The sequence below is a fragment of the Streptomyces sp. HSS9-12 genome (assembly GCF_054963655.1).
This window is the reverse complement of sequence record NZ_JBUEGC010000005.1, coordinates 117599-138780: the sequence shown is the minus strand read 5'-3', so window position 1 is coordinate 138780 and position 21182 is coordinate 117599. Positions and strand designations below refer to the sequence as shown.

Genomic DNA, 21182 nt, shown 5'->3' with positions numbered 1-21182 from the left:
GACGGGAGGACCCGTAACGGCGACATCCGGGTGCGCGCCACCGGGCCACGCAGTCGCCGTCACCCCGTACTTGTGCAGCCCCAGCGCCGCGCTCCGCACCAGCGAGATGATCCCGCCCTTCGCCGAGGCGCAGTTGGCCTGCGCGACGCTCCCCTGGTGGTTGCCGCTGGTGAAGCCGGTCAGCGTGCCGCCGCTCCCTGCCGCCGCATCACCGCGGAGGCGGCCCGGAAGACGGTGAAGGTCTCCTGCTGTCGGCGACGCCTGAGCCGTTCGTCGGCGGGGTGGGCACCCCGGTCGCGCCGGTCGCGGTCCGCCAAGACCACGACAAGGCACGACAAGGCACGACAAGGCACGACAAAGACCTACCAGGAGACAACCCCGACGAGGACACGGCGGCACAAGGCAAGGGCGGTCGGGTGGCGGTGCGTCCATGCGCACCCCGAGCACGGCACGGAGGACCGCCACCCGGCTCCGGCGTTCAGGCCCTGTCTTTCCCTACGCCGGACCACGACCCGCACTCGCCGAGGAACCGCTCGACCCGAGGACCCTCGACGTCCCCTCGCAACGAATCGCTGAGCCCAAGAGTGATCAACTGGACACCCGACGTCAACACCGGCCAGATTCTTTGCGAGTTATGCCCGATTTGTCATAACGCTTGGGGATTCACAGCTGACATCCAGCGGCTCATGGCGACCGCCGGCCTCCCCGCGGTCGATTTCGCACCAGATCCTCTTGCCGAGCCCCTCGGGCTGCCAGCCCCACCGGTCGGCGAGTCCATCCACCAACTCCAGCCCGCGGCCACCGGTGTCATCGCCCCCCGCGTGCCGCTGAATCGGCGGCCGGGCGCAGGTGTCGGCCACCTCGACTCGGACGGTGGCCTCGGCACCCGCCTTCGGCACCTCGACATCCGGCAGCAGCATGCGCAGGACAGCCGGACACCCGGTGTGCACCACGGCGTTGGTGACCAGTTCGGAAATCAGCAGAATGAGCGTCTCGGCAAGCGGTTCATCAGGCCCTATTCCGGACCCGGCGAGCCGTTTGCGGGCCCATCTCCGGGCTCGCCCCACCTCCGCGGGGTCGGGCCGTACCTCCAGCTGAACTTGAAGCACCTGCACTGCTCACACCATCCGAACCGGCGGAAACTTCGCCGCGCGCCTCCATGTGATCACTGACCGTGACCGCGACGGAGAACAGCATGGTTGACGTACAGTCACGCCAACAAGCGCTTCGGGCATATTCCGGCGCAAAGGAGTACGCGTACTGCATACTGTGCGGCGCGCGTTGCGGAGACTCGAACGGCGGGGCTTTCCGCGCCCCCACCCGGCACGAGCGGCGCACATTCGCCACCCCGGGGCCGCCGCACGGGCCGCGCCGGGATGGTTGCGCCTCAGAACCACTCGCACCTGAGCGAGCGTACCCGAGCCCGCAGCCGACTCCCCCCAGTGACGAGTCACGTGTAGGACACAACCCGGTATCGACGCTCCGTAAGCAAGGGAAACCTTCCTTTCCGGATTTTCTTCCGATGCCCCGTTACGCAGCGAAATCGCCACTCGCCAGCAGCCCGGCGGCGAGCGACTCCTCCGCCTCCGCACGCGTCTGCCACCGCTCGGCCCGCACCCACGCCCGCTTGAGGTGCAGAGGTCCATCGGCCTCCCAGGTGGTCGGCCTTCCGGACCCAGCGCGCGGCGAACGCGTGTGCGCCGTTGTGGAACAGCCCGCGAGCGCCGCGCCGCTGAGCCTGGAAGCGGTCACGGCCTATCAACCCGTACGGCGGCCCGCAGCAAGGCAACCCGTACGCCGGCTGAGCGGGCTTCGCGTCCACTGTCAGCGAAGGCGGTGTGGTGCGGATTCAGGCGCACGTGATCGACTGTCCGTGTGGAGGCAGTTGCGGCAAGTGTCATAGCAGTGCTCGGGACGCTGCTGGGATCGAGCGTGACGCATATCTTCCAGCGCCGTACCGCCCAGCGTGCCGAGCAGTTCACGCGCGACGAGAAGTTACGGCAGGAGCGGCTCGACGCATACAGCGCCTACGCGGGCGCGCTGCTGAACTACCGGCGCAGCCTGATCGACAGATGGTGCTACGAGCACGAGCCCGAGAAGAGCATCGGCGAGGATGCGACGCAGGTGCTGGCGAGGTCGTACGAGTTGGGCTCGCAGGCCCAGGAGGCCTTGTTCCGGGTGGAGATGCTCACCGATGACGCCGAGCTCGTCCACCGGGCGGAGGCGGCGCTCAAGCGGGTCACCAAGCTGCACAAGGCCAGGGACCGGGTGGATCTGGAGGCTCGGCGCGCGGCCACCCGCTCGCTGATACGGGAGTTCGTGGCCTCCGCCAAACTCCACGTCGGCTGAGGACCGTGCTCCCCGAAGAGGGGGGGCACGTTCACGCCGACAGCGGGCTGGCGGTCCGGTCCACGGCGGTTGTCACATCCGGGTAGACCTCGAAGAGGCGGCGGACGCCCAGGGCCGCCAGCACCCGGTTCACATGGGAGCCCTCCTCCGCGCCGCGCGCCGGGAGGATCAGCCGCAGCTGCCCCTGGCAGGACCGCATCAGCCGACGGGCCGCGATCAGGACGCCCACACCGCTGGAGTCGCAGAAGCGGACGCCCGACAGATCCAGGACCAGGCTCCGGCGCCCCTCGGCCACCGCGTTGTGCACATGCTGGCGCACCGCCGGTGAGGTCACCAGATCCATCTCACCGGAGACCTGGAGCACAGCCCACTCCTCGTGCTCATCCTCAATCACCTTCAACGTCACGCGTCCGGGTTCCCTTCGCCCGCGTCAGCCATCGCCACCTGCCGGAAGCAGTCCTTCCTGCCTCGGCTGCCCGGCTGTTACCCCATGAAACACCTGTCATGGGCAACTGCCCTACCGACCCCCGGCGCTGTGCCGCCTCAGTGACGGGATCTTTACCATCCACTCTTCTGCAAAGCTCCACATTGCCGCAAAGGGGCGTGCGTTGTCCGCGTCCCGCATTACATTCGATGTGACGGTGGGCACAGCACAGGACAGTACGAACAGGCAAGGACGAACAGGCGCGGCAGGGACACCGCACAGGGATGGGGGCCGTATGGCGCACGACGCACCACCCCGCTGGGACCGGAAGATGCAGCAGCGGCTCGCGCGCGGCGAGGCGGCCGCGCTCGGCGAGCTGTACGACCGGTTCGCCTCGCTGGTGCACAGCCTCGCCCATCGGATCCTCGGCGAGGAGGACGCGGCCGACCGCATCACCCGGGAGGTCTTCGGTTATATCTGGGAGAACCCGGACGCCTACGACCCCAAGCAGGGGCCGCTCCGCTCATGGATCGCCACGCTCACCCATCGCCAGGCCGTGCACCGGCTCCGCCAGGCCGAATCCGCGCTGCTGCGGGAGGGCGGGCAAGGCACGGTCGACGACCTCGAGGAGAAGGTTCGCTTCGCCTCCACCGCGGCCCGTGCCGACTACATCAGAACCTCCATGCCCGCGCCGCTGCGGGATGCGCTGGAGCTGGCGTACTTCCAGCGCCGCGACTACCGGCAGACCGCCGCCGACCTGGGGGTGACGGAGGACGAGGCGCGGCGCCGGCTGCGGCTGGGCCTGCAGCTGCTGTCCACCGCGCACGACCACGCGCCACCCGTCGCGTCGCCGCCCCGTTGTGGCAGGGCTCTGTGAACGGGCCGTTCGCCTCCGGCCCGTGGGAACCGGACGACCGCCACTCCCGCGGTCATCGCGGTGGTCATGACGACGGCTCCCCGCCCGGCTCCAGCGGGGCGACCGGCCCGCACGGCGCGGCCAGACCGCCGCGCATACCGCCGCCGCGCCCGGCCCCGGACGACAGCACGTTCTGCGGCCTGCCGTCGTCCGCCGAAGCGGAGCAGCAGGTCCAGCCGCCGGAACCGCCCGTGTACGACCACCGGGTGCTCAAGTCGCTGCTCGGCGCCTGGGCGCTGTGCGCATGCTCCGGCGAGGAGACCACCGCCGTCGAGGCGCACCTCACCGACTGCGCCCCCTGCGCCGAGGAGGCCCTGCGGCTCCGCGACGCCGTCGGCCTGCTGCAGAAGGACGAGACCCTCGATCTGGACCCGCTGCTGCGCTCCCGCGTGCTCGAGGGCTGCCTGGGCCGCAGGCCCGCCCGTATCCCGGTGCCCGAGTGGGCGGCCCCGTACGACGCGGAGACAGCGCGGCTGGACGCGCTGCTGCGCGACATGGGCGAGGCGGAGTGGCAGGCGCCGGTCCGCCTGAGGTGGTTCGACGGCGAGCGCGGGGTGGAGCGGGAGGTCACCGTCGCCAGAGTCATCGGCCATCTGATGACGGTCGACGGTCTGGTGGCCGCCACCCTGGGGCTGTCCGATCCGCTGGGCGTCCGGGCCGCGGCCTCCCCGACGGCGCGTACGGAGGCGTACTGGCGCCACGGTGTGCCGGATCCCCCGGGCTCCGTTCGCGATACCTGGCGGGAGCAGTCCCACACGCTGATCCGCACGGTCTCCTTCGCCGGGCACGGGGTCGCCGACCTCACAGTGCCCTGCGGCCCGTACGACCACCCCGGCCCGCACGGCCAGGTTGAGGGCTGCTCGCTCCCGCTGCGCGACTCCTTCGTCGACCGCGCCTTCGAGTGCTGGGTGCACGCCGGGGACATCGCCGAGGCCGTGGACTACCCGTACGAGCCGCCCGCCTCCGGGCATCTCAACCTCATGATCGACCTGGCGGTGCGGATGCTGCCGGGCGCGCTGGCCGGGCGGCGCCGCGCCGGTCTGGCCGCCCCTCCGCGCCGGCTGGTGACCGCGGGCTCGCCGGGCCGCACACTCCACCTGGAAGTGGAGGGCAGCGGCGGCGGGCACTGGTACATCCCGCTGGACTCGCCCGGCGCGGTGCCGTCGCCCGACCAGGCGGTGGCGCATGTGGCGCTGGACGGGATCGAGTTCTGCCAGCTCGCGGCCGGGCATGTGCCGCCGGAGGAAGCGGCGGCGGGGCAGGAGGGCGACCGGGAGGCCATCCGCGACGTCCTCTCGGCGGCCGCCTCCCTCTCGCGTCTGTGAGCCCAGCGCCGGTTCAGGCGAAGACCACTGTGCGCATGCCGTTGAGCAGCACCCGGTGCTCGCTGTGCCACTTCACCGCGCGGGCGAGCGCCTGGCACTCCACATCGCGGCCCACCGCGACCAGCTGCTCCGGCGTGACCTCGTGGCCGACCCGCTCGACCTCCTGCTCGATGATCGGGCCCTCGTCCAGGTCCGCGGTCACGTAGTGCGCCGTGGCGCCGATCAGCTTCACCCCGCGCGCGTGCGCCTGGTGGTAGGGCTTGGCGCCCTTGAAGCTCGGCAGGAAGGAGTGGTGGATGTTGATGATCCGCCCGGACAGCTGCTTGCACAGATCGTCGGAGAGCACCTGCATATAGCGGGCGAGCACCACAAGCTCGATGTCCTCGGCCTGGACGATGTCCAGCAGCTTGGCCTCGGCCTCCGCCTTGTTGTCCTTCGTCACCGGGATGTGGTGGAAGGGGATGTCGTAGGAGGCGACGAGTTCGGCGAAGTCGGTGTGGTTGGAGACCACGGCCGCGATCTCGATCGGCAGCGCGCCGATCCGGGTACGGAACAGCAGGTCATTCAGGCAGTGCCCGAACTTGCTGACCATGAGCACGACACGCATCTTCTGGTCGGCCCGGTGGATCTGCCAGCTCATCCGGAAGGAGTCGCCGACGGCGGCGAAGCTGGCCCGCAGCTTCTCCAGCGTGACCGGCTCCTCGGCCGAGAAGTGCACCCGCATGAAGAACAGGCCGGTGTCGCGGTCCCCGAACTGCTGGCTGTCCTGGATGTTGCAACCTGTCATGAACAGATAGCTGGACACGGCGTGCACGATGCCGCGCTTGTCCGGACAGGACAGCGTGAGCACGTACTGATCAGGGGCGGCGGGCTGCGACTCGGTCATGACCCTATAGCGTCGCACACCTGCGCGGTTGAGTCAGACTTCCCGGTTCATGATGGCCAGCACTTCCAGCGAGCGGGGCGGGGCGTCCGGGTCCTCGCCGTCGTTCATCGCCAGCCGTACGTGCGCCTCCCGCGCGGCCCGTACGGCCTCCGGCCAGCCGTGGTGCGCGAGGTAGGTCGCGACCGGGGCGTCCGCGCCGACCTGGTGCATGATCCGCAGGACGCGCAGCACGGCGACGTCGACGAGGGCGGCCTCCTGCGAGTCGCGGAAGATCGTCCCGACGTACTTCTCGGCCGACCAGTTGTCGAGCCAGGTGTCCTCGACCAACCGGTAGACGGCATCGGTGACGTCCCCGTAGCCTTCCCGGCCGGCCAGCCAGCACTCCTGCTGGAAGACCGGGTCGGAGAGCATGTGCAGCGCGGAGCGCACATTGCTGCGCCAGCGCCACCACGGCATGTCATTGAGTGGCATGCCGCCCATGGTGGTCGAGCGACGGCCGCGACGGGAAGACCTCTCCGAACCTTGCACGGTCACCGATCGTACGTTCTTTGCAGGCGCAGCTGCTTCGCCCCCCCGCAATTCACCTCTCGGCCACCATCCGTTATCCAGACAGCACTCCCGCGTTACGGATGTGTCGGAAGAGTGCAGGGACATGACTGCACGGCGAGGCTTCCGCCTGTCCCCCACTTTCACTCGAGCCGCCGCGGTCACGGCAGCAATGGCGGTGTGTTCCTCGCTGGTCACCGGCTGCGGCACGCTGGCCGGCGCCTCGGAGCCGTCGAAGGACCCCGTGACCGTCATGACCTGGGCGCCGCAGGGCACCCGCGCGACCAACATGCCGGGCATGCCGGCCATGGCGCAGGCGTACGCGCGCTGGGTCAACCAGCAGGGCGGCGTCAACGGGCATCCGCTCAAGGTTCTCAACTGCAACGACCGCAATGACACGGTCGGCGCGGGCCGCTGCGCCCGCCGGGCCATCACGCAGAACGTCGTCGCGGTCGTCGGGTCGTACAGCCAGTACGGGCAGTCCTTCATGCCGCAGCTGGAAGCCGCCGGGATTCCGTACATCGGCGGATACGGCATCACCAGCGAGGAGTTCAACAGTCCGCTCTCCTACCCCGTCAACGGCGGAGTGGCCACGCTGCTCGCCGGCAACGGCCGGCAGCTCGCACGGTCCTGCGACCGGGTCTCCCTGGTGCGGCCCGACACCCTCTCCGGCGACCAGATGCCGCCCCTGCTCGACACCGGGCTGCGGGCCGCGGGGCGCCGTCCGGCGGCCGACGTACGGGCGCCGGAGGACGCGACCGAGTACACCGAAGAGGCCCGCGTCGCCATGGCGAAGGCAGGCGCAGACCCGTTGCTCTACTCGCCCTACAGCACCGCGTCGTCAGGCGCGTGCGTCACCGCGGTGCTCGGCGATCACACCGACACCTTCTTCGACTCCTTCCGCCGGATTCAGGAACAGAACGGGCGGGTGCACATCGCCTCGGTGCTCGGCAGCGTGCAGCAGTCACTGGTGACCCGCACCGGCGGTGCGTCCAGCCCGCTGAACGGCGCGCTGGTGACCAGCTGGTACCCGCCCGCGAGCGACCCGCGCTGGGAGCCGATGCGCACGGTGGTGCGTGAGCAGGCGTTCAACGACAACCGCATCGACACCGCCGACCCGGGCGTCCAGACGACCTGGATCGCCTACACGGTGCTGCGGGCGGCGATCGAGTCGCTGGGGGACCAGGACATCACGGCGAAGTCGCTGAGGCGCGCTCTGGACGGGCCGATCGGCAATGGCGGGGTCGACACGGGTGGGCTCACGCCGAAGTTGAGCTGGCGGTACGAGGACCTGCTCGCGGTACGGGACTTTCCGCGCATCACCAACGCGATGGTGACGTATCAGCAGGTACGGGACGGTCTCCTGGTGTCGACACGGAGGGGCTTCGTCGATCTGGCGAGGACCCTCGAGAACCGTCCCATGGAGGGCTGAGCGGTCCCGTGGAAGGCTGAGCGCCTTCCACGGGGAGGTCGCGGCCTTCCGGCTCTTGCCGAGCCGGGCCCTCGAGGCCCCGGTCAGAGCTGGGCCGGGTCGCGGCTGGTGAGCCTGTACTTGCCCGCGATCTCGTTCCAGAGCTGGGACGCCTGCTGCTTGGCCTTGGTCGCCACGCCGCTCGCCCGGTCGCCCGCGGACTTCTGCGGCGTGCTGCGGGCTTGCCCATCGTGGCAGCCCTTCCTGGGCTTGGCTGCCACCTGGTCAGCCCAGGCCGCGTAATGGGCATCGGCGGACGCGGAGGCCTTCCAGGCGCTGGTGAGGGACGACGTGAGCGCCGCGTGGTTGGGCAGCTTGTCGACGGAGATCTTCCCCAGCCGGGTCACCAGGTTGTTGCGCTGGTTCGCGGCGCTGCGCAGGTCCGCGGCCGCCTGCCCGAGGCTCGAGCACGACTTGATGTTCTCGACGGCCTTGATCACGGAAGCGCGGCTGTTGTTGCTGTCGTTCAGCAGCGCGTCGAGCTGCTTGGCCTGCGCCTCGGCGGGGTCGGCCGCCGTAGACGGCTTGCTGTCGCCGCCCGCCTTCTGCGACTCCTTGGTGGCTGTCGTCTCGTCCCCGCCGCTGCTGAGCGCGGCACCGGCCGCCAGGCCCGCGATGGTGCACCCGGCGACGACGATGGCGATCAGCGCCGCGGGCGACAGGCCGCGACGGCGGGCGGCATTACGAGCGGCAGCCCGGCCCTGCGGTTGCTGCGGCGGCTGCTGGTACTGCGGCATCTGCTGGGTGGCATCCGCCGCCGGGCGACCGCCGGTCTCCGTGCGGAACAGCCCGTCGAACTCGGCCGGGGGCGGCCGGTCGCCGGGCATCCCCGGGCGAATCCCGTACGGGGCGCCGGGGGGCGGCGCGGGGGCCTGCGCGGCACCGGCTATGGGCGGTATCAGCTGCGTGGCCTCGGCATCGGACCCGCTCTGCGGCGGCAGCGGCGCGCCGTGGGACCGGCCCTGTGCCGGCTCCTGGTCGGGAAGGGGCCGACGGCCCAGGAAGGTGGTGCTCTCCGAGGAAGATTCAGGCGGCAGCGGCGCACCGGGTATCGGGCCGGCCGCCGGTGTCGGCGGTATGAGCTGGGTGGCCTCGGACTCGGCCGAGGCGCCCGGGGCGTACGGCGGAGCCTGGGGCGGCAGGGCATGGTCGAACTGCTGAGCCTGCCGCTGTGGCAGCACCTGGGTCCCGTCGGAGGGAGGCGGAAGCGGCTGCGCCTGCGGCGGGCCCGCGGGCTGCGGAGGCGGCTGCGCCTGCGGCGGGCCCGCGGGCTGCGGAAGCGGCTGCCGATGTCCTGGGCCGGCAGGCTGCGGCAGCGCGTACGCCTGCGCATCCTCAGAAGGTCCCGGGAGCGGCGGCGTGGGCGACTGGGCCGCTTGCTGCCGGGGCTGCGGATGCGGCTGCGCCGCATCCGGACCCCAGGGCTGCCCCCACGGCTGCCCGGCCGCCGGGACGGCGCGCTGCTCGGGCACCCACGGCTCGCCGTTCGCGGGCAGCACGACGCCCTCATGCGCGGGCGGGACCGCAGGGAACTGCGGCTCGTTTCCCTGTCCGCTCTGCGTCACCGGGACTCCTATACGTCTGCGTCTGCGTATGCGGTACTTACGGAATCGTCGGTTCACGCTACCGGGTCGCCACAGCGGCTTGCCAAGGCCCCGGCCCCGGTGTGGAACCGCACACGCCGCCCGGGCCTCCCCCGGCCTGCCACCCACCTCCCGGTGAACGTGCGGAGGCGCACACCACCCAGGGGCACCATGGCGACAACCCCTCAGCGATCCGTCCGGCGACGCCCCGCTCCGAACCCAGGGGCACCATGGCGACAACCGCTCAGCGATCCGTCCGGCGACGCCCCGCTCCGAACCCAGGGGCACCGTGGCGACAACCGCTCAGCGATCCGTCCGGCGACGCCCCGCTCCGAACCCAGGGGCACCATGGCGACCACCGCTCAGCGATCCGTCCGGCGACGCCCCGCTCCGAACCCAGGGGCACCATGGCGACAACCGCTCAGCGATCCGTCCGGCGACGCCCCGCTCCGGCCCGGCTGGGCACGGTGGATGGGTTGCCACCGCACCGCCGCGTAGGGCGGGCTCGGGTTCATGCGCGCCCGCCCACCCCAAACAGGGGTGGGCGGGGGAGAGAAACCCCGGGCCGCCCCGGCGCGGAGCGGCCACGCCGGCGAGGCGACCGGCCCGCCGGCGAGGCGACCGGCCCGCCGGCGAGGCGCTGGCGCTATGCCGCCTCCGCCTCCAACCGCGCCCCGAACTCCCGCACCACCGGCTCATCCCGATACGGCTCCAGCCGTAGCCGCAGATCCTCCATATACTCCGCGCCACGGTTCGAGCGCAGCCCGCCCAGCAACTCCAGCGCCCGCGTCCCCGTATGGCAGGCCTGCTCCACCTCCCGCTGCTGCACCTGCGCCGTCGCCAGCAACATGAGCCCGATCGCACGCCGCCGTGCCCGCGACTCCGGATGGCCCGCCAGGGCCTCCTCCGCGCGGCGGCCGGCCGCGTCCCCCTGGCCGAGGTCGCGGTGGCAGTGGGCCAACTCGTCGGCCAGATAGGCCTCGTCGAAGTGCGCGATCCACACCGGGTCGTCACCCGTGCCCTCCGCACCGGACGAAGCCCCCGCGCGCTCCATCGCCGACACCGCACGCCCCGCCACCGCCGCGAACGCCTTCGCGTCCCCCATCAGCGCATGCCCGCGCGCCTCCGCCGCGCAGAACATGGCCTCCGCCCGGGGCGTGACCTGCCCCCGCGCACCCTCCTGCGCGGCTCTGGCCAGTTGGGCGATCTCGCGCGGGTTCCCCAGCGAGGCGGCCAGGTGGCTCATACCGGCGGCCAGGACGTAGCCGCCGTAACCCCGGTCGCCCGCCGCCTGCGCGAGTCGCAGCGCCTGGATGTAGTAGCGCTGCGCGAGGCCCGGCTGCCCCGTGTCGACGGCCATATAGCCGGCCAGTTCCGTCAATCGCGCGACCTCACCGAAGAGTTCGCGCCCCACCGACTCCCGGTACGAGCCGCCCAGCAGCCCCGACACCACGCTGTTGAGGTAGTGCACGACCACCGGGCGGACGTGCCCGCTCCCGAACCGGTGGTCCAGCTCGACGAGAGCCTGCGTCGTGGCCCGTACGGCCTCGACGTCCGCCCACCCCACCCGCGCCCCGGCCGTACGGGCGACCTGCGGGTCCGCGCCGGTGATGAGCCAGTCACGGCTCGGCTCGACCAGCGCCGAGGCGGCGACCGTCGAACCGGACAGGAAGTCCCGCCGCCCCACGTCGCTGCGCCACAGCTCACACACCTGCTCGATCGCGCCGACGACCGTGGGCGAGAACTGCAGCCCCACACCCGAGGCGAGGTTCTTCCCGTTCGCCATCCCGATCTCGTCGATCGTGACCGTTCGCCCCAGCTTGCGCCCGAGCGCCTCGGCGATGATCGCGGGGGCGCGGCCGCGCGGCTGCTGACCGCGCAGCCAGCGGGCGACCGAAGTCTTGTCGTAGCGCAGGTCCAGCCCATGCTCGGCGCCCACCATGTTCACCCTGCGCGCCAGACCGGCGTTGGAACAGGCGGCTTCCTGAATGAGCGCCTGCAGCCGTTCGTTGGGCTGACGCGCTACGAGTGGCCTTGCGGCCATGGCACTACCCCCTTAGTCGACAGTCGACGCTACGGATCTCTGCCCCGCCCCAATGCCGGGAATTCATGGTATTTCTGCTGTTCAGCAGCTTTGGAGCGGTAATAGCGGATGACCCGTGCGCAATGTGCCGCAGTACGGACTACCCGCTCTTCCTGGGCTTTCCGCTTGCGCGCCCCCGCCCGTGCACCCATGCGCCCCACATGCCAAAACGATGCATCCGGGCGGGCCGCGGCCGGTGCCGTAACCCTTGGTGACGAGGGAAGTTGTGTTCTGCGTGGACGAGACCATCGGAGTCACCCGAACCCCCCAGATCCCCCAGCAGCGCGGTGACCAGCTGCTGCTCGACACCGCGCTGCGGTACGCGGAAGAGCGGCACTGGGACGTGTTTCCCGGCACCTGGCTGGAGGCAGCGGACGGCACCGAGCGCTGCTCGTGCGCGGCCGCCGACTGCCCGGCCCCCGGCGCGCACCCGGCCCGGGCGGACTGGCCGGCCCTGGCGACCGGCAGCACCGTCGTGGTGCGCCGCCTGTGGTCGAAGCAGCCCCGGGCGTCGATCCTGCTGCCAACAGGCCGCACTTTCGACGCGCTGGACGTGCCGGAGGCGGCCGGCTGTCTGGCACTGGCCCGGATGGAGCGGATGGACCTGCCGCTGGGCCCCGTCACCAGCACGCCGGACCGGCGCATGCTCTTCTTCGTGCTGCCCGGGGCAGCGGCCAAGATGCCGGACCTCGTACGGAATCTGGGCTGGCCGCCGAACTCGCTCGACCTGGTGGGCCGGGGCGAGGGCGACTACGTGGCGGCTCCCCCGACCCGCTACGGCCGGGGCCGCGGCTCGGTGCAGTGGGCGCGGAAGCCGACCGTGGCGAACCGCTGGCTGCCGGACGCGGAGGAGCTGATCAGTCCGCTGGCGTACGCGTGCGGGCGCGAGGCCGCCGCCGCCCGCGTACGCCACTGACCTGCCGACGCAGCCTGCCGTCCCGCCCAACCGCCCAGGAAGAAGGAGAGGGCAGCTCAGGTCTGGCTCAAGTGCCTTACCCGGCCGTTGGCCCTGGTTCTAGGGTGAGTCCCGTCAGCGGGGAACGACGGGGATCAAGGGGCAGGCACGTGGCGCACGGCATCGACGGCACGGGGCGGACGGAAGCGGAGACGGCACGTCCGCCCGCGGTCCGCGTTCAGGGTCTGTGGAAGCGGTTCGGGGAGCAGGTCGCGGTCGCCGGCCTCGATCTGGAACTGCCCGCCGGGCAGTTCATCGGTCTCGTCGGCCCCAATGGCGCGGGCAAGACGACCACGCTGTCCATGGTCACCGGGCTGCTGCGCCCCGACTCCGGGCAGGTGGAGATCGGCGGCCATGACGTCTGGCAGGATCCGGCGGCCGTCAAAGCCCGGATCGGGGTACTGCCGGAGGGCCTGCGTCTCTTCGAGCGGCTGTCCGGCCGCGAACTCCTCGCCTACGCCGGGCGGTTGCGCGGACTGCCCGGCGAGGAGGTCGACAAGCGGGCCACCCAGCTGCTGGACGTGCTCGACCTGGGCGGTGCCCAGCACAAACTGGTCGTCGACTACTCGACCGGTATGCGCAAGAAGATCGGGCTGGCGGCGGCCCTGCTGCACAACCCCGAAGTGCTGTTCCTGGACGAGCCGTTCGAGGGCGTCGACCCGGTGTCGGCGCAGACGATCCGCGGGGTGCTGGAGCGCTACACCGTCTCGGGCGCGACCGTGGTCTTCTCCAGCCATGTGATGGAGCTGGTGGAGTCGCTGTGCGACTGGGTCGCCGTGATGGCCGCCGGACGTATCCGGGCGCATGGGACGCTGGAGGAGGTACGCGGCGGGGCGCCGTCCCTGCAGGCCGCGTTCCTGGAGCTGGTCGGCGGAGGCGGCCGGGGCGCCGGACAGGACCTCGACTGGCTGGGCGGCGGCGCCCGATGAACACCGCCTCCCCCTCCCTCACCGCTGTCTTCGTCCGGCTGAAGCTGTCGCTGCTGCGCAACGGTCTTCGGCTGTCGTCGGGGCGCAAGGCTGCATACATCGCCTCGATCGTGATGGCGCTGCTGATCGCCGCCCTGCAGCTGCTCGGGCTGATCGCGCTGCGCGGCACCGCGTACGCGCCCGCGCTCGTCATCACCCTGGTCACCGTGATCGCCCTGGGCTGGGCGGTCATGCCGCTGTTCTTTCCCAGCGGCGACGAGACGCTGGACCCGACCCGCCTGGTGATGCTGCCGCTGCGGCCGCGGTCGGTGGTCCGCTCGCTGCTGGTCGCCTCGGTCATCGGCATCGGCCCGGTGTTCACCCTCACGCTCGCCGTCGGTTCGGTGATCGCGGTGGCGCGGGGCACCGCGGCCGTGGCGGCCGCGGTGGTTGCGGTGCCGCTGGTGGTGCTGGTGTGCGTGGCGCTGGCGCGGGCCGTGGCGGCCGGCAACATCCGGCTGCTGACCAGCCGTAGAGGCCGTGATCTCGCTCTGCTGAGCGGTCTGTTCATCGCGGTCGGCGCACAGCTGGTGAACCTCGGGGCGCAGAAGCTGTCCTCGCCCGACGGTTTGAGGGTGCTGGCGCCCGCGGCGGAGGTGCTGCGCTGGGTGCCGCCCGCGTCGGCCGTGGACGCCGTACGGGCGGCGGGCGAGGGCTCGTACGGGCTCGCATGTGCGCAACTGGCCCTGAACGTGCTGGCGCTGGTGCTGCTCGTCCGCTGGTGGGAGCGCAGCCTCGGACATCTCATGACCTCCCCCGACGGCTCGACGCTCCAGGCCGCCACCGGTGAACGCGAGCAGCGGACGGGGCGCGGCTCGGGGCTTCTGGCGGGCCTGCTGCCCGCGGGGCGTACCGGCACAGCCATGCAGCGCACGCTGCGGTATGCCTGGCGGGACCCGAAGACGCGGGCGGCGTGGGCGACTTCGCTGGGCATCGGCCTGCTGCTGCCGGTGGTGGCGGCGGTGCAGGGCAATGGCAGCGTGTACACGGCGTGCTGGGCGGCCGGACTGCTGGGCATGCAGATGTACAACCAGTTCGGGCAGGACACCTCCGCCTTCTGGATGGTGGCGCAGACGATCTCGTCGCGGCGCGACGCGTATCTGGAACTGCGGGGCCGGGCCATGGCGCTGGCGGCGGTGGCGCTGCCGTACGTGACGCTGGTGGTGCTGGGCTCGGCGGCCTTCATGCGGCAGTGGGCGGCCCTCCCCGAGGCGCTGGGGCTGTCGCTGGGCCTGCTGGGCGCGCTGCTGGCGACGGGGGCGCTCTCATCGGCGCTCTTCCCGTACTCCATCCCGCAGGACAGCGGCTACAAGAACGTCGCGCCGGGGCAGGCGGGGCTGGCCTGGATCAGCATCATGGGCGGGATGATCGTGGGGGCGCTGCTGTGCGCACCGCTGATCGCGCTGACGATCTGGCTGCATGTGGCGGGGGCGCACGAGTGGCTGTGGCTGGTGCTGCCTGCCGGGGCGCTCCAGGGGCTGGGGGTCGCGGCCGTGGGCCTGCGGCTGGCGGCCCCGCGGACGGCTGCCCGGCTCCCGGAGATCCTTGCCGCGGTCAGCAAGGGCTGACGTTCAGGGCCGCCTGCCCGTGGCAGGCGTCCACCCGCGGCGATGCGCCGGGCCCCTACGGGCTGCGGCGCATCGCCGCATAGAGCACCCGAAGCGTCAGCACCGCGCTGACCGCCAGCAGGTTGTAGCCCAGCAGCGGGAAGAGGTCCAGCTGCGCGGTGACCCGTGGACCCCGTCCCGTGCCGAGAGTCAGCAGCAGGACGGCCATCAGGCCGGTCCCGGCCGCGAGCACGGTCACCAGCAGCTGATGCACCAGGCCCGAGAGGAAGCGCCGGTCGCGGTCGTCGGCCAGGAGACGGACGCACGCGGACAGCCGGCCCTGTTCCAGAGACGCCGTGATGCGTTCCGCGCGGCGCGGCATACGGCGCAGCATCGGCACCAGCGGGAGGAGTTCCTGCGCGACCGTACGCGCCAGGGCCGCGCCGTCCAACGGGTCCCCTTCGGGCAGAGGAAGGGAGGAGCCGTCGTACGAGGTGCCGGTCCAGTCCGCGTACGTCCGTCCTGCGCGCGCCGCCAGGCGCCCTGCCGGCCCCGCCGCCAACCGCTCCCCGACCAGGCCTGTCGCCACCCGCCGGGCCTCCTCGACCAAGTCGAAGCCCGGCGAGAGCCGGGTGAGTGTGCCCTCCAGGGTGGCCAGGGTGCGGAAGACGGCCGCGACTTCCGGCGGGACCGCCAGTCCGAAGCGGGTGAGCAGCCGGAACAGCGCCGTGAACATCTCCACGTCCGGCTGCGAGGACGGGCCCAGGTGCCGGGCCATGTACCGGCCGAGTTCGCGTTCCAGCAGCAGGATGTCGACGGCCGGTCCGTCGTGGTCCTCGGCGCGCGGGCCGAGGAGTTCGAGCAGCGCGTCGCACATGCCGGCCGGGTCGCCCCGGTCGACGGCCAGCAGCAGGTGCTGGATGGCGGCCCGTACGGTCGGGTCGATACGGCCCACCGAGCCGAAGTCCAGAAGTCCGATGCGGGCGGGTCCGGGGCCCGCGAGCAGCAGCATGTTGCCGGGGTGCGGGTCTGCGTGGAAGACGCCGTCGCGCATGATCTGACGCAGCATGGCGCCCAGCACCGTACGGGCGACGGCGTCGCGGTCCAGGCCGCGGGCGTCGGCGTGGGATCCGGCACGTTCGAGGGTGACGCCGTCCAGCCGCTCCTGGACCAGCACACGGGCCGAGGACAGCTCGTGGTGAACCCTCGGCACACGGACCCGGGCGTCGGGCGCGTGGCCGTCGCTGGCGGCGGCGACGGCGTCCGCGTTGCGCGCCTCGATCCGGAAGTCCAGCTCCTCGCGGACAGCGACGGCGAAGCCGTCGGCCAAGTCCCGCAGGCCCAGGCCCTGGGCGGTGCGGGCGCGGACGTGCAGGCCCTGGGCGATGGCGAGGACGATGTCGAGATCGCGTTCAACGGACTCGCGGATGCCGGGCCGCTGGACCTTGACCACCACGGTGGTGCCGTCGCGCAGGGTGGCCCGGTGGACCTGGGCGAGGGAGGCAGCGGCCAGCGGCTCATGGTCGAAGTCCTTGAACACGTCCTCGACCGGGGCGCCCAGCTCCTCGCGCAATACGGTCTCGACCTCGCTCCAGGGCGCGGGCGATACGTCGTTCTGCAGGCGGCTGAGTTCCTCCACGATGTGCGGGGGCAGCACATCCCGGCGCGTGGAGAGCACTTGGCCGAGTTTGATGAACGTACCGCCGCACTCCTCCAGTGCCAGCCGCAGGGAACGGGCGGCCTGAAGGCCGCTCTCGTTGGCACCGGCGGCCCGGTCGAGGCTGGCGCGGCCCCGTACGTAGCGGCCGAGGCCGTGACGCATGAAGATGCGGCTGATCTGGGAGTAGCGGCGGGCGCGGCCCAGGCGGCTGCGAACGACCGTTACCCAGTGCATGGGGCGCGGCCAGCTGCCGGACGGCACGACCAGCTCGATGAACACGAGGACCGCCATCGCGGCGAAGAGGGAGACCGTGAGGGAGACGGTGGAGAGGGCGGCCTGGCTGTCCCGGTCGCCGATGCTGTGGTTGAACAGCTGGAAGGCCGTCATGCCTGCCGCGCAGGCGACGAGCGTGCGCAGGGCACCGATCCGAATGCCGAGGAGGCGGCGGGCGCCGACGGAGATGCCGGTGAAGAAGAGGCCGACGGTGACGGCGACGGCGAGGGCGGTGAAGATCCAGGCGGCGACGTGGTCGATGGCGGTGGCAGCGGTGGCGGCGGTAGTCGCTTTGGTGACGGTGGCGGCTTTGGTGACGGTGGCGGCTTTGGTGACGGTGGCGGCCGTGGCGGCTTTGGCCACGGTGGCGGCCGCGTCGGCGGCCAGGAGCGGCGGCATGCAGGGTGCCCTTCCGGGGTTGCGGCGGCGGACGGGCCGTATGGCGGTGCGGGAGCGGTGCGTACGGCGTGACGGCGTTACGACGCGGCGGGCGTGACAGTCTGGCAGATCGCCCTATCGGCGGGGTGGCCGCTCGCCTCTCCGGCGGAGCTGGTCGCCTCTCCGGCGTGGCCGGTCGCCTCACCGGCGTGGCCGCTCCGCGCCGGCGGGGCCGCTCCGCGCCGGGGTTGCGTGCGCGGCCCGGTGATGGGTGCCGGGGTTGCCTGCGCGGCCCGGTGATGGGTGCCGGAGTTGCCTGCGCGGCCCGGTGACGGGTGCCGGGGTTGCGTGCGCGGCCCGGTGATGGGTGCCGGGGGCCGGGGCCTCCGGGGTGGGGGTCCTGGACTGCGCATCCTCGGGCCTGGCGGCCCTGCATACGCTTTTACGTCCAGAACCCCCACCCCTCCGACCCCGGCCCCCTCCCGCCTCGTCGGCGAGTGCCGGTGCCCGTCAACGGGATGCCGATTGCGGAACGTCGCACGTCGTTGGTGTCTGCGGATGCCGACCCCCGCCCACCCCCCGCCTCGTCGGCGAGTGCCGGTGCCCGTCAACGGGATGCCGATTGCGGAACGTCGCACGTCGTTGAAGCGCCCTCCCGCCTTGGTGGGGTCCGCTGAGCCGGTTAGAGCGTTGGTAACGTCCGTTCCAGGAAGGGCTCCACGACCGCGCGCCAGGCTTCGGGCTGGTCGTAGTGGACGAGGTGGCCCGCGTCTGGGACCTCGGCGTACTCGCCGCCCGGCAGTACGCGGACCATCTCCTGGGCCTCGGCCCGGCCCAGTTGCCCGTCGATACCACGGACGACCAAGGCTGGGCACCGGACTTGGGCGAGCTCGTCCCAGTGCGCGTCGTAGACCCAGGTCTCCCGGACAGTCAGCATCCGGCGGCGGGAGAAGACCGGGCGCCAGCCGTCAGCGCGCTCGGCCATCACCTCGGCGTAGAACTCCCCGCGGGCGGGCCGGGGACGCTCCAGCCAAGGGTCGTCCTCGCCGAACCACTTGCGGACGTCTGCGAGCGTGGCGAACGGCACCGGCCACGACGTGAACCACTGCTCCCATTCACGCTGCGACTGCGCCCCCAGCGCCGAGGCCCTCATCTCGCAGATGACCAGGGCTTGTACGAGGTCGGGCCGGCGGGCCGCGAGCTGCCAGGCGGTGAGGGCGCCCATCGCGTGCCCGATCAGGGTGACGGGGGCGAGGCCGAGTTGCTCGACGGCGGCCTCGGCGTCGTCGACGAAAGACTCGCGGCTGTACGGCCCGTCGGCGGGCTTCTCGCTGCGGCCGTGGCCGCGCTGGTCGAGGGCGACGGCCCGGTGGCGGGCGGAGAGCCAGCGGGCGGTGCCCGCCCAGTGCGAGGCGCGGCCCATCAGGCCGTGCAGGAGTAGCACGCCGGGGGCACGCTCCCCGTCTCCCCCGCCCTTGGGCGGATCGGCGAACTCCCAGGCTGCGAGCCGCAAGCCATCGGCTCCGGTCACGTCGATGCGCCGCACCATGTGTCTTCGCACCCCCATTCCTTCCGGCCGCTTCGCTTCGTCAGTTCGTCCGTTCGGTCACGGACACATTATCGAACCTGCATTCGAACAGAGGGGTCTGCCACACAACACCCCTCGTTCGAGTGACTGCGTGGGGGGATAGACGTGCCCGCCCAAGGGGAGACAGCTAGCGGAAGGCGGGCTCTGCAGGGAAGAGGGCCTGCCGGGACCGACCCTGAGAGCTCGGGGCTCCGGGTCGCCACCGGGGGAGCATGGGGAGGTGAGGCCCCGGCCGCGGATCCACCTAAGGACCGCTCCGGGGCCCTCGCCACAGGCGGCATCAGGACCATCGCCGCCAACAGCCCCCTCCATAAGGCGCCGCGCCCGTTCAACGGGCCCATCACACCCCTCCCCACCCCAGCGACAGGCCGCGCAAACCCCCCAGCCATATGCCACAGCGTGGCACGGCTTGGGCCCAAACCGCTGCCCCTCCAACGCGATTCAGGGCGGGCGAAATTCCGCCAGTTGGCAGCAACTGGCGAAATAAAGGAGTTGAACCCCCTGAAAAGGACTCAGGGGGCTCAACAAAACGTAAGGTTTTGTCCGTCTTGGCGTCCAACGACGCGCAAGACGTCAGCGCTTGGCGACGAACACGTGCGAGGCGATGTCCGCCGACAGCTCCGCGGCCTCCCCGCCGCTGCCGACCAGCACACCGCCCGCCGAGTCGGTCACGCTCACCACCGCGCCCGGCTGCACACCGGCCCTGCGCAGCGTGTACATCAGCTGGGCGTCCGTCTGGATCGGCTCGCCGATTCGCCGCACCACCACGGTCTTGCCGTCCGACCCCGCGTCAAGGTCCGCCAGGCTCACCATGCTGTCGTCCAGGAACGGGTCGACCTCCGCCTTCTCGCCCAGCTCCTCCAGGCCCGGGATCGGATTCCCGTACGGCGACTCGGTCGGGTGACGCAGCAGCTCGAGCACGCGCCGCTCCACCGCCTCGCTCATCACGTGCTCCCAGCGACACGCCTCGGCGTGCACCTGCTCCCACTCCAGCCCGATCACATCGACGAGCAGGCACTCGGCGAGGCGGTGCTTGCGCATCACGCGGGTCGCCAGCCGGCGGCCTTCCTCGGTCAGCTCCAGGTGCCGGTCCCCGGCGACCTGGACCAGGCCGTCCCGCTCCATCCGCGCGACGGTCTGGCTCACCGTCGGGCCGCTCTGGTCGAGCCGCTCCGCGATCCGGGCGCGCATGGGGACCACACCTTCCTCCTCCAGCTCCAGGATGGTGCGGAGATACATCTCCGTGGTGTCGATCAGTCCGGACATGCGTGCCCCTCGAGAATGTCGTGCGGTGGCCCTGCACCCAATTCTGACGCATCCCGCTGACAACCGGACCCCGTCCGCCAACACGGTATTGACAGCGAAGTGGTCCAGACCGCAACGTGATCCGCGCCACCCGGGTGGACACCGGTGGAAATCCGGGCCGAAGCCCGCGTGCCGTCCCCCTACCGAGAGGGCCCCGCAGCGATGAGCGAGAGCAAGCTCGCCAGGCACTTCTTAGACGCCGCCATCGGCCTGCTGCAGCGGGTCCAGGACGAGGAGGCGGAGCATATCGGCGCGGCCGGCGCGCTGGTCGCCGACACCGTCGAGGCGGGCGGGCGCCTGTTCGTGTTCGGGGCCGGGCACTCGTCCCTTCCCGCCCAGGACGTTGTCTACCGGGCGGGCGGACTCGCGCTGGCCAATCTGCTCCCGGTCCCCGGTGCGACGGGGGTCGACGTCGTACCCGCCCCGCTCGGCAGCGCACTGGAGCGGGTGGACGGCCTCGCTTCGGCCGTACTGGAGACCAGCCCGGCCCGGGCCGGGGACCTGCTGGTGATCATCTCGTTGTCCGGGCGGAATCCGCTGCCGGTGGAGATGGCCATGGGCGCCCGGGCGCTGGGGCTCAAGGTGATCGGGGTGACTTCGGTGGCGTACGCGGAGGAGACGCGGTCACGGCACGCGTCCGGCACCTATCTGAAGGACCACTGCGACCTGGTCCTGGACAGCAAGATCGCGATCGGGGACGCGGAGCTGACCGCCGAGGGCATCGAGGCACCCTTCGCGCCCGCGTCGACGGTCGTGACGAGCGCGATCATGCAGGCCGTCATGGCCACGGCATCCGGCGAGCTGGCCGCTCGCGGGATCACGCCGCCCCTGCTGCGGTCCGGGAACGTGGACGGCGGGCACGAGTGGAACGCCCGGGTCTTCGCCGAGTACGCGGACCGGATCTTCTACCGACGCTGACCCGCGG

General features: G+C 71.7%; 17 protein-coding genes and 2 pseudogenes. 9 read left to right on the top strand and 10 right to left on the bottom strand.

Going from position 1 to position 21182, the window contains the following annotated elements; all coding sequences use genetic code 11:
* Positions 1-20: 20 nt before the first annotated feature.
* Both ACY34J_RS04620 and ACY34J_RS04615 read right to left on the bottom strand, forming a co-directional pair.
* A pseudogene (locus ACY34J_RS04620) lies at positions 21-242 on the bottom strand (short-chain dehydrogenase); the annotation flags it as partial.
* A 390-nt stretch (positions 243-632) separates the two neighbouring features.
* Positions 633-1115 carry an ATP-binding protein gene (locus ACY34J_RS04615; protein WP_462725178.1) on the bottom strand — a complete coding sequence of 161 codons (483 nt, stop codon included), beginning with the start codon at positions 1113-1115 and terminating at the stop codon, positions 633-635.
* 542 nt (positions 1116-1657) lie between these two features.
* On the opposite strand from ACY34J_RS04615, the pseudogene ACY34J_RS04610 reads away from it, so the two are divergent.
* Both ACY34J_RS04610 and ACY34J_RS04605 read left to right on the top strand, forming a co-directional pair.
* A pseudogene (locus ACY34J_RS04610) lies at positions 1658-1903 on the top strand (hypothetical protein); the annotation flags it as partial.
* 29 nt (positions 1904-1932) lie between these two features.
* Complete coding sequence (locus ACY34J_RS04605) at positions 1933-2349, top strand: hypothetical protein (protein WP_462725177.1); 417 nt, start codon at positions 1933-1935, stop codon at positions 2347-2349.
* 31 nt (positions 2350-2380) lie between these two features.
* Here the strand turns inward: ACY34J_RS04605 and ACY34J_RS04600 are convergent, their stop codons facing one another.
* Complete coding sequence (locus tag ACY34J_RS04600; protein WP_462725176.1) at positions 2381-2755, bottom strand: STAS domain-containing protein; 375 nt, start codon at positions 2753-2755, stop codon at positions 2381-2383.
* 313 nt (positions 2756-3068) lie between these two features.
* On the opposite strand from ACY34J_RS04600, the gene ACY34J_RS04595 reads away from it, so the two are divergent.
* Entirely contained in the window at positions 3069-3650 is a 582-nt protein-coding gene (locus tag ACY34J_RS04595; protein WP_462725175.1) for a sigma-70 family RNA polymerase sigma factor, read from the top strand.
* Complete coding sequence (locus ACY34J_RS04590; RefSeq protein ID WP_462725174.1) at positions 3647-5014, top strand: zf-HC2 domain-containing protein; 1368 nt, start codon at positions 3647-3649, stop codon at positions 5012-5014. The genes ACY34J_RS04595 and ACY34J_RS04590 overlap by 4 nt, the downstream gene beginning before the upstream one ends.
* A 13-nt stretch (positions 5015-5027) precedes the next feature.
* Here ACY34J_RS04590 and purU read toward each other — a convergent pair whose 3' ends face one another.
* Both purU and ACY34J_RS04580 read right to left on the bottom strand, forming a co-directional pair.
* On the bottom strand, positions 5028-5900 hold the full coding sequence (purU, locus tag ACY34J_RS04585) for a formyltetrahydrofolate deformylase (protein WP_462725173.1): 873 nt from the start codon (positions 5898-5900) through the stop codon (positions 5028-5030).
* Positions 5901-5933: 33 nt separating this feature from the next.
* The gene (locus ACY34J_RS04580) at positions 5934-6434 is read right to left on the bottom strand and encodes an SCO4402 family protein (protein ID WP_462725172.1); all 501 of its coding nucleotides are present in this window, start codon (positions 6432-6434) and stop codon (positions 5934-5936) included.
* Between the two features lie 118 nt (positions 6435-6552).
* On the opposite strand from ACY34J_RS04580, the gene ACY34J_RS04575 reads away from it, so the two are divergent.
* Complete coding sequence (locus tag ACY34J_RS04575; RefSeq protein WP_462725171.1) at positions 6553-7878, top strand: ABC transporter substrate-binding protein; 1326 nt, start codon at positions 6553-6555, stop codon at positions 7876-7878.
* A gap of 83 nt (positions 7879-7961) precedes the next feature.
* On the opposite strand, the gene ACY34J_RS04570 is transcribed toward ACY34J_RS04575, so the two are convergent.
* On the bottom strand, positions 7962-9482 hold the full coding sequence (locus tag ACY34J_RS04570; protein ID WP_462725170.1) for a hypothetical protein: 1521 nt from the start codon (positions 9480-9482) through the stop codon (positions 7962-7964).
* 664 nt (positions 9483-10146) lie between these two features.
* Positions 10147-11544, bottom strand: coding sequence for a transcriptional regulator (locus ACY34J_RS04565; RefSeq protein WP_462725169.1), 1398 nt, complete (start codon positions 11542-11544; stop codon positions 10147-10149).
* Between the two features lie 265 nt (positions 11545-11809).
* On the opposite strand from ACY34J_RS04565, the gene ACY34J_RS04560 reads away from it, so the two are divergent.
* The 3 genes from ACY34J_RS04560 to ACY34J_RS04550 all read left to right on the top strand — a co-directional run bounded on the left by ACY34J_RS04560 (position 11810) and on the right by ACY34J_RS04550 (position 15074).
* The gene (locus tag ACY34J_RS04560) at positions 11810-12499 is read left to right on the top strand and encodes a bifunctional DNA primase/polymerase (protein WP_462725202.1); all 690 of its coding nucleotides are present in this window, start codon (positions 11810-11812) and stop codon (positions 12497-12499) included.
* A gap of 149 nt (positions 12500-12648) precedes the next feature.
* The gene (locus ACY34J_RS04555) at positions 12649-13467 is read left to right on the top strand and encodes an ABC transporter ATP-binding protein (RefSeq protein ID WP_462725168.1); all 819 of its coding nucleotides are present in this window, start codon (positions 12649-12651) and stop codon (positions 13465-13467) included.
* Entirely contained in the window at positions 13464-15074 is a 1611-nt protein-coding gene (locus ACY34J_RS04550; RefSeq protein WP_462725167.1) for a transporter, read from the top strand. Before ACY34J_RS04555 ends, ACY34J_RS04550 begins: the two co-directional genes overlap by 4 nt.
* A gap of 55 nt (positions 15075-15129) precedes the next feature.
* On the opposite strand, the gene ACY34J_RS04545 is transcribed toward ACY34J_RS04550, so the two are convergent.
* The 3 genes from ACY34J_RS04545 to ACY34J_RS04535 form a co-directional block, all read right to left on the bottom strand.
* On the bottom strand, positions 15130-17385 hold the full coding sequence (locus ACY34J_RS04545; protein ID WP_462725166.1) for an ABC1 kinase family protein: 2256 nt from the start codon (positions 17383-17385) through the stop codon (positions 15130-15132).
* A gap of 661 nt (positions 17386-18046) precedes the next feature.
* Complete coding sequence (locus ACY34J_RS04540) at positions 18047-18913, bottom strand: alpha/beta fold hydrolase (protein ID WP_462725201.1); 867 nt, start codon at positions 18911-18913, stop codon at positions 18047-18049.
* Between the two features lie 612 nt (positions 18914-19525).
* Complete coding sequence (locus ACY34J_RS04535; protein ID WP_462725165.1) at positions 19526-20218, bottom strand: metal-dependent transcriptional regulator; 693 nt, start codon at positions 20216-20218, stop codon at positions 19526-19528.
* 201 nt (positions 20219-20419) lie between these two features.
* Between ACY34J_RS04535 and ACY34J_RS04530 the strand changes: the two genes are divergently transcribed.
* On the top strand, positions 20420-21175 hold the full coding sequence (locus ACY34J_RS04530; protein WP_462725164.1) for an SIS domain-containing protein: 756 nt from the start codon (positions 20420-20422) through the stop codon (positions 21173-21175).
* The last annotated feature ends 7 nt before the right edge of the window (positions 21176-21182 follow it).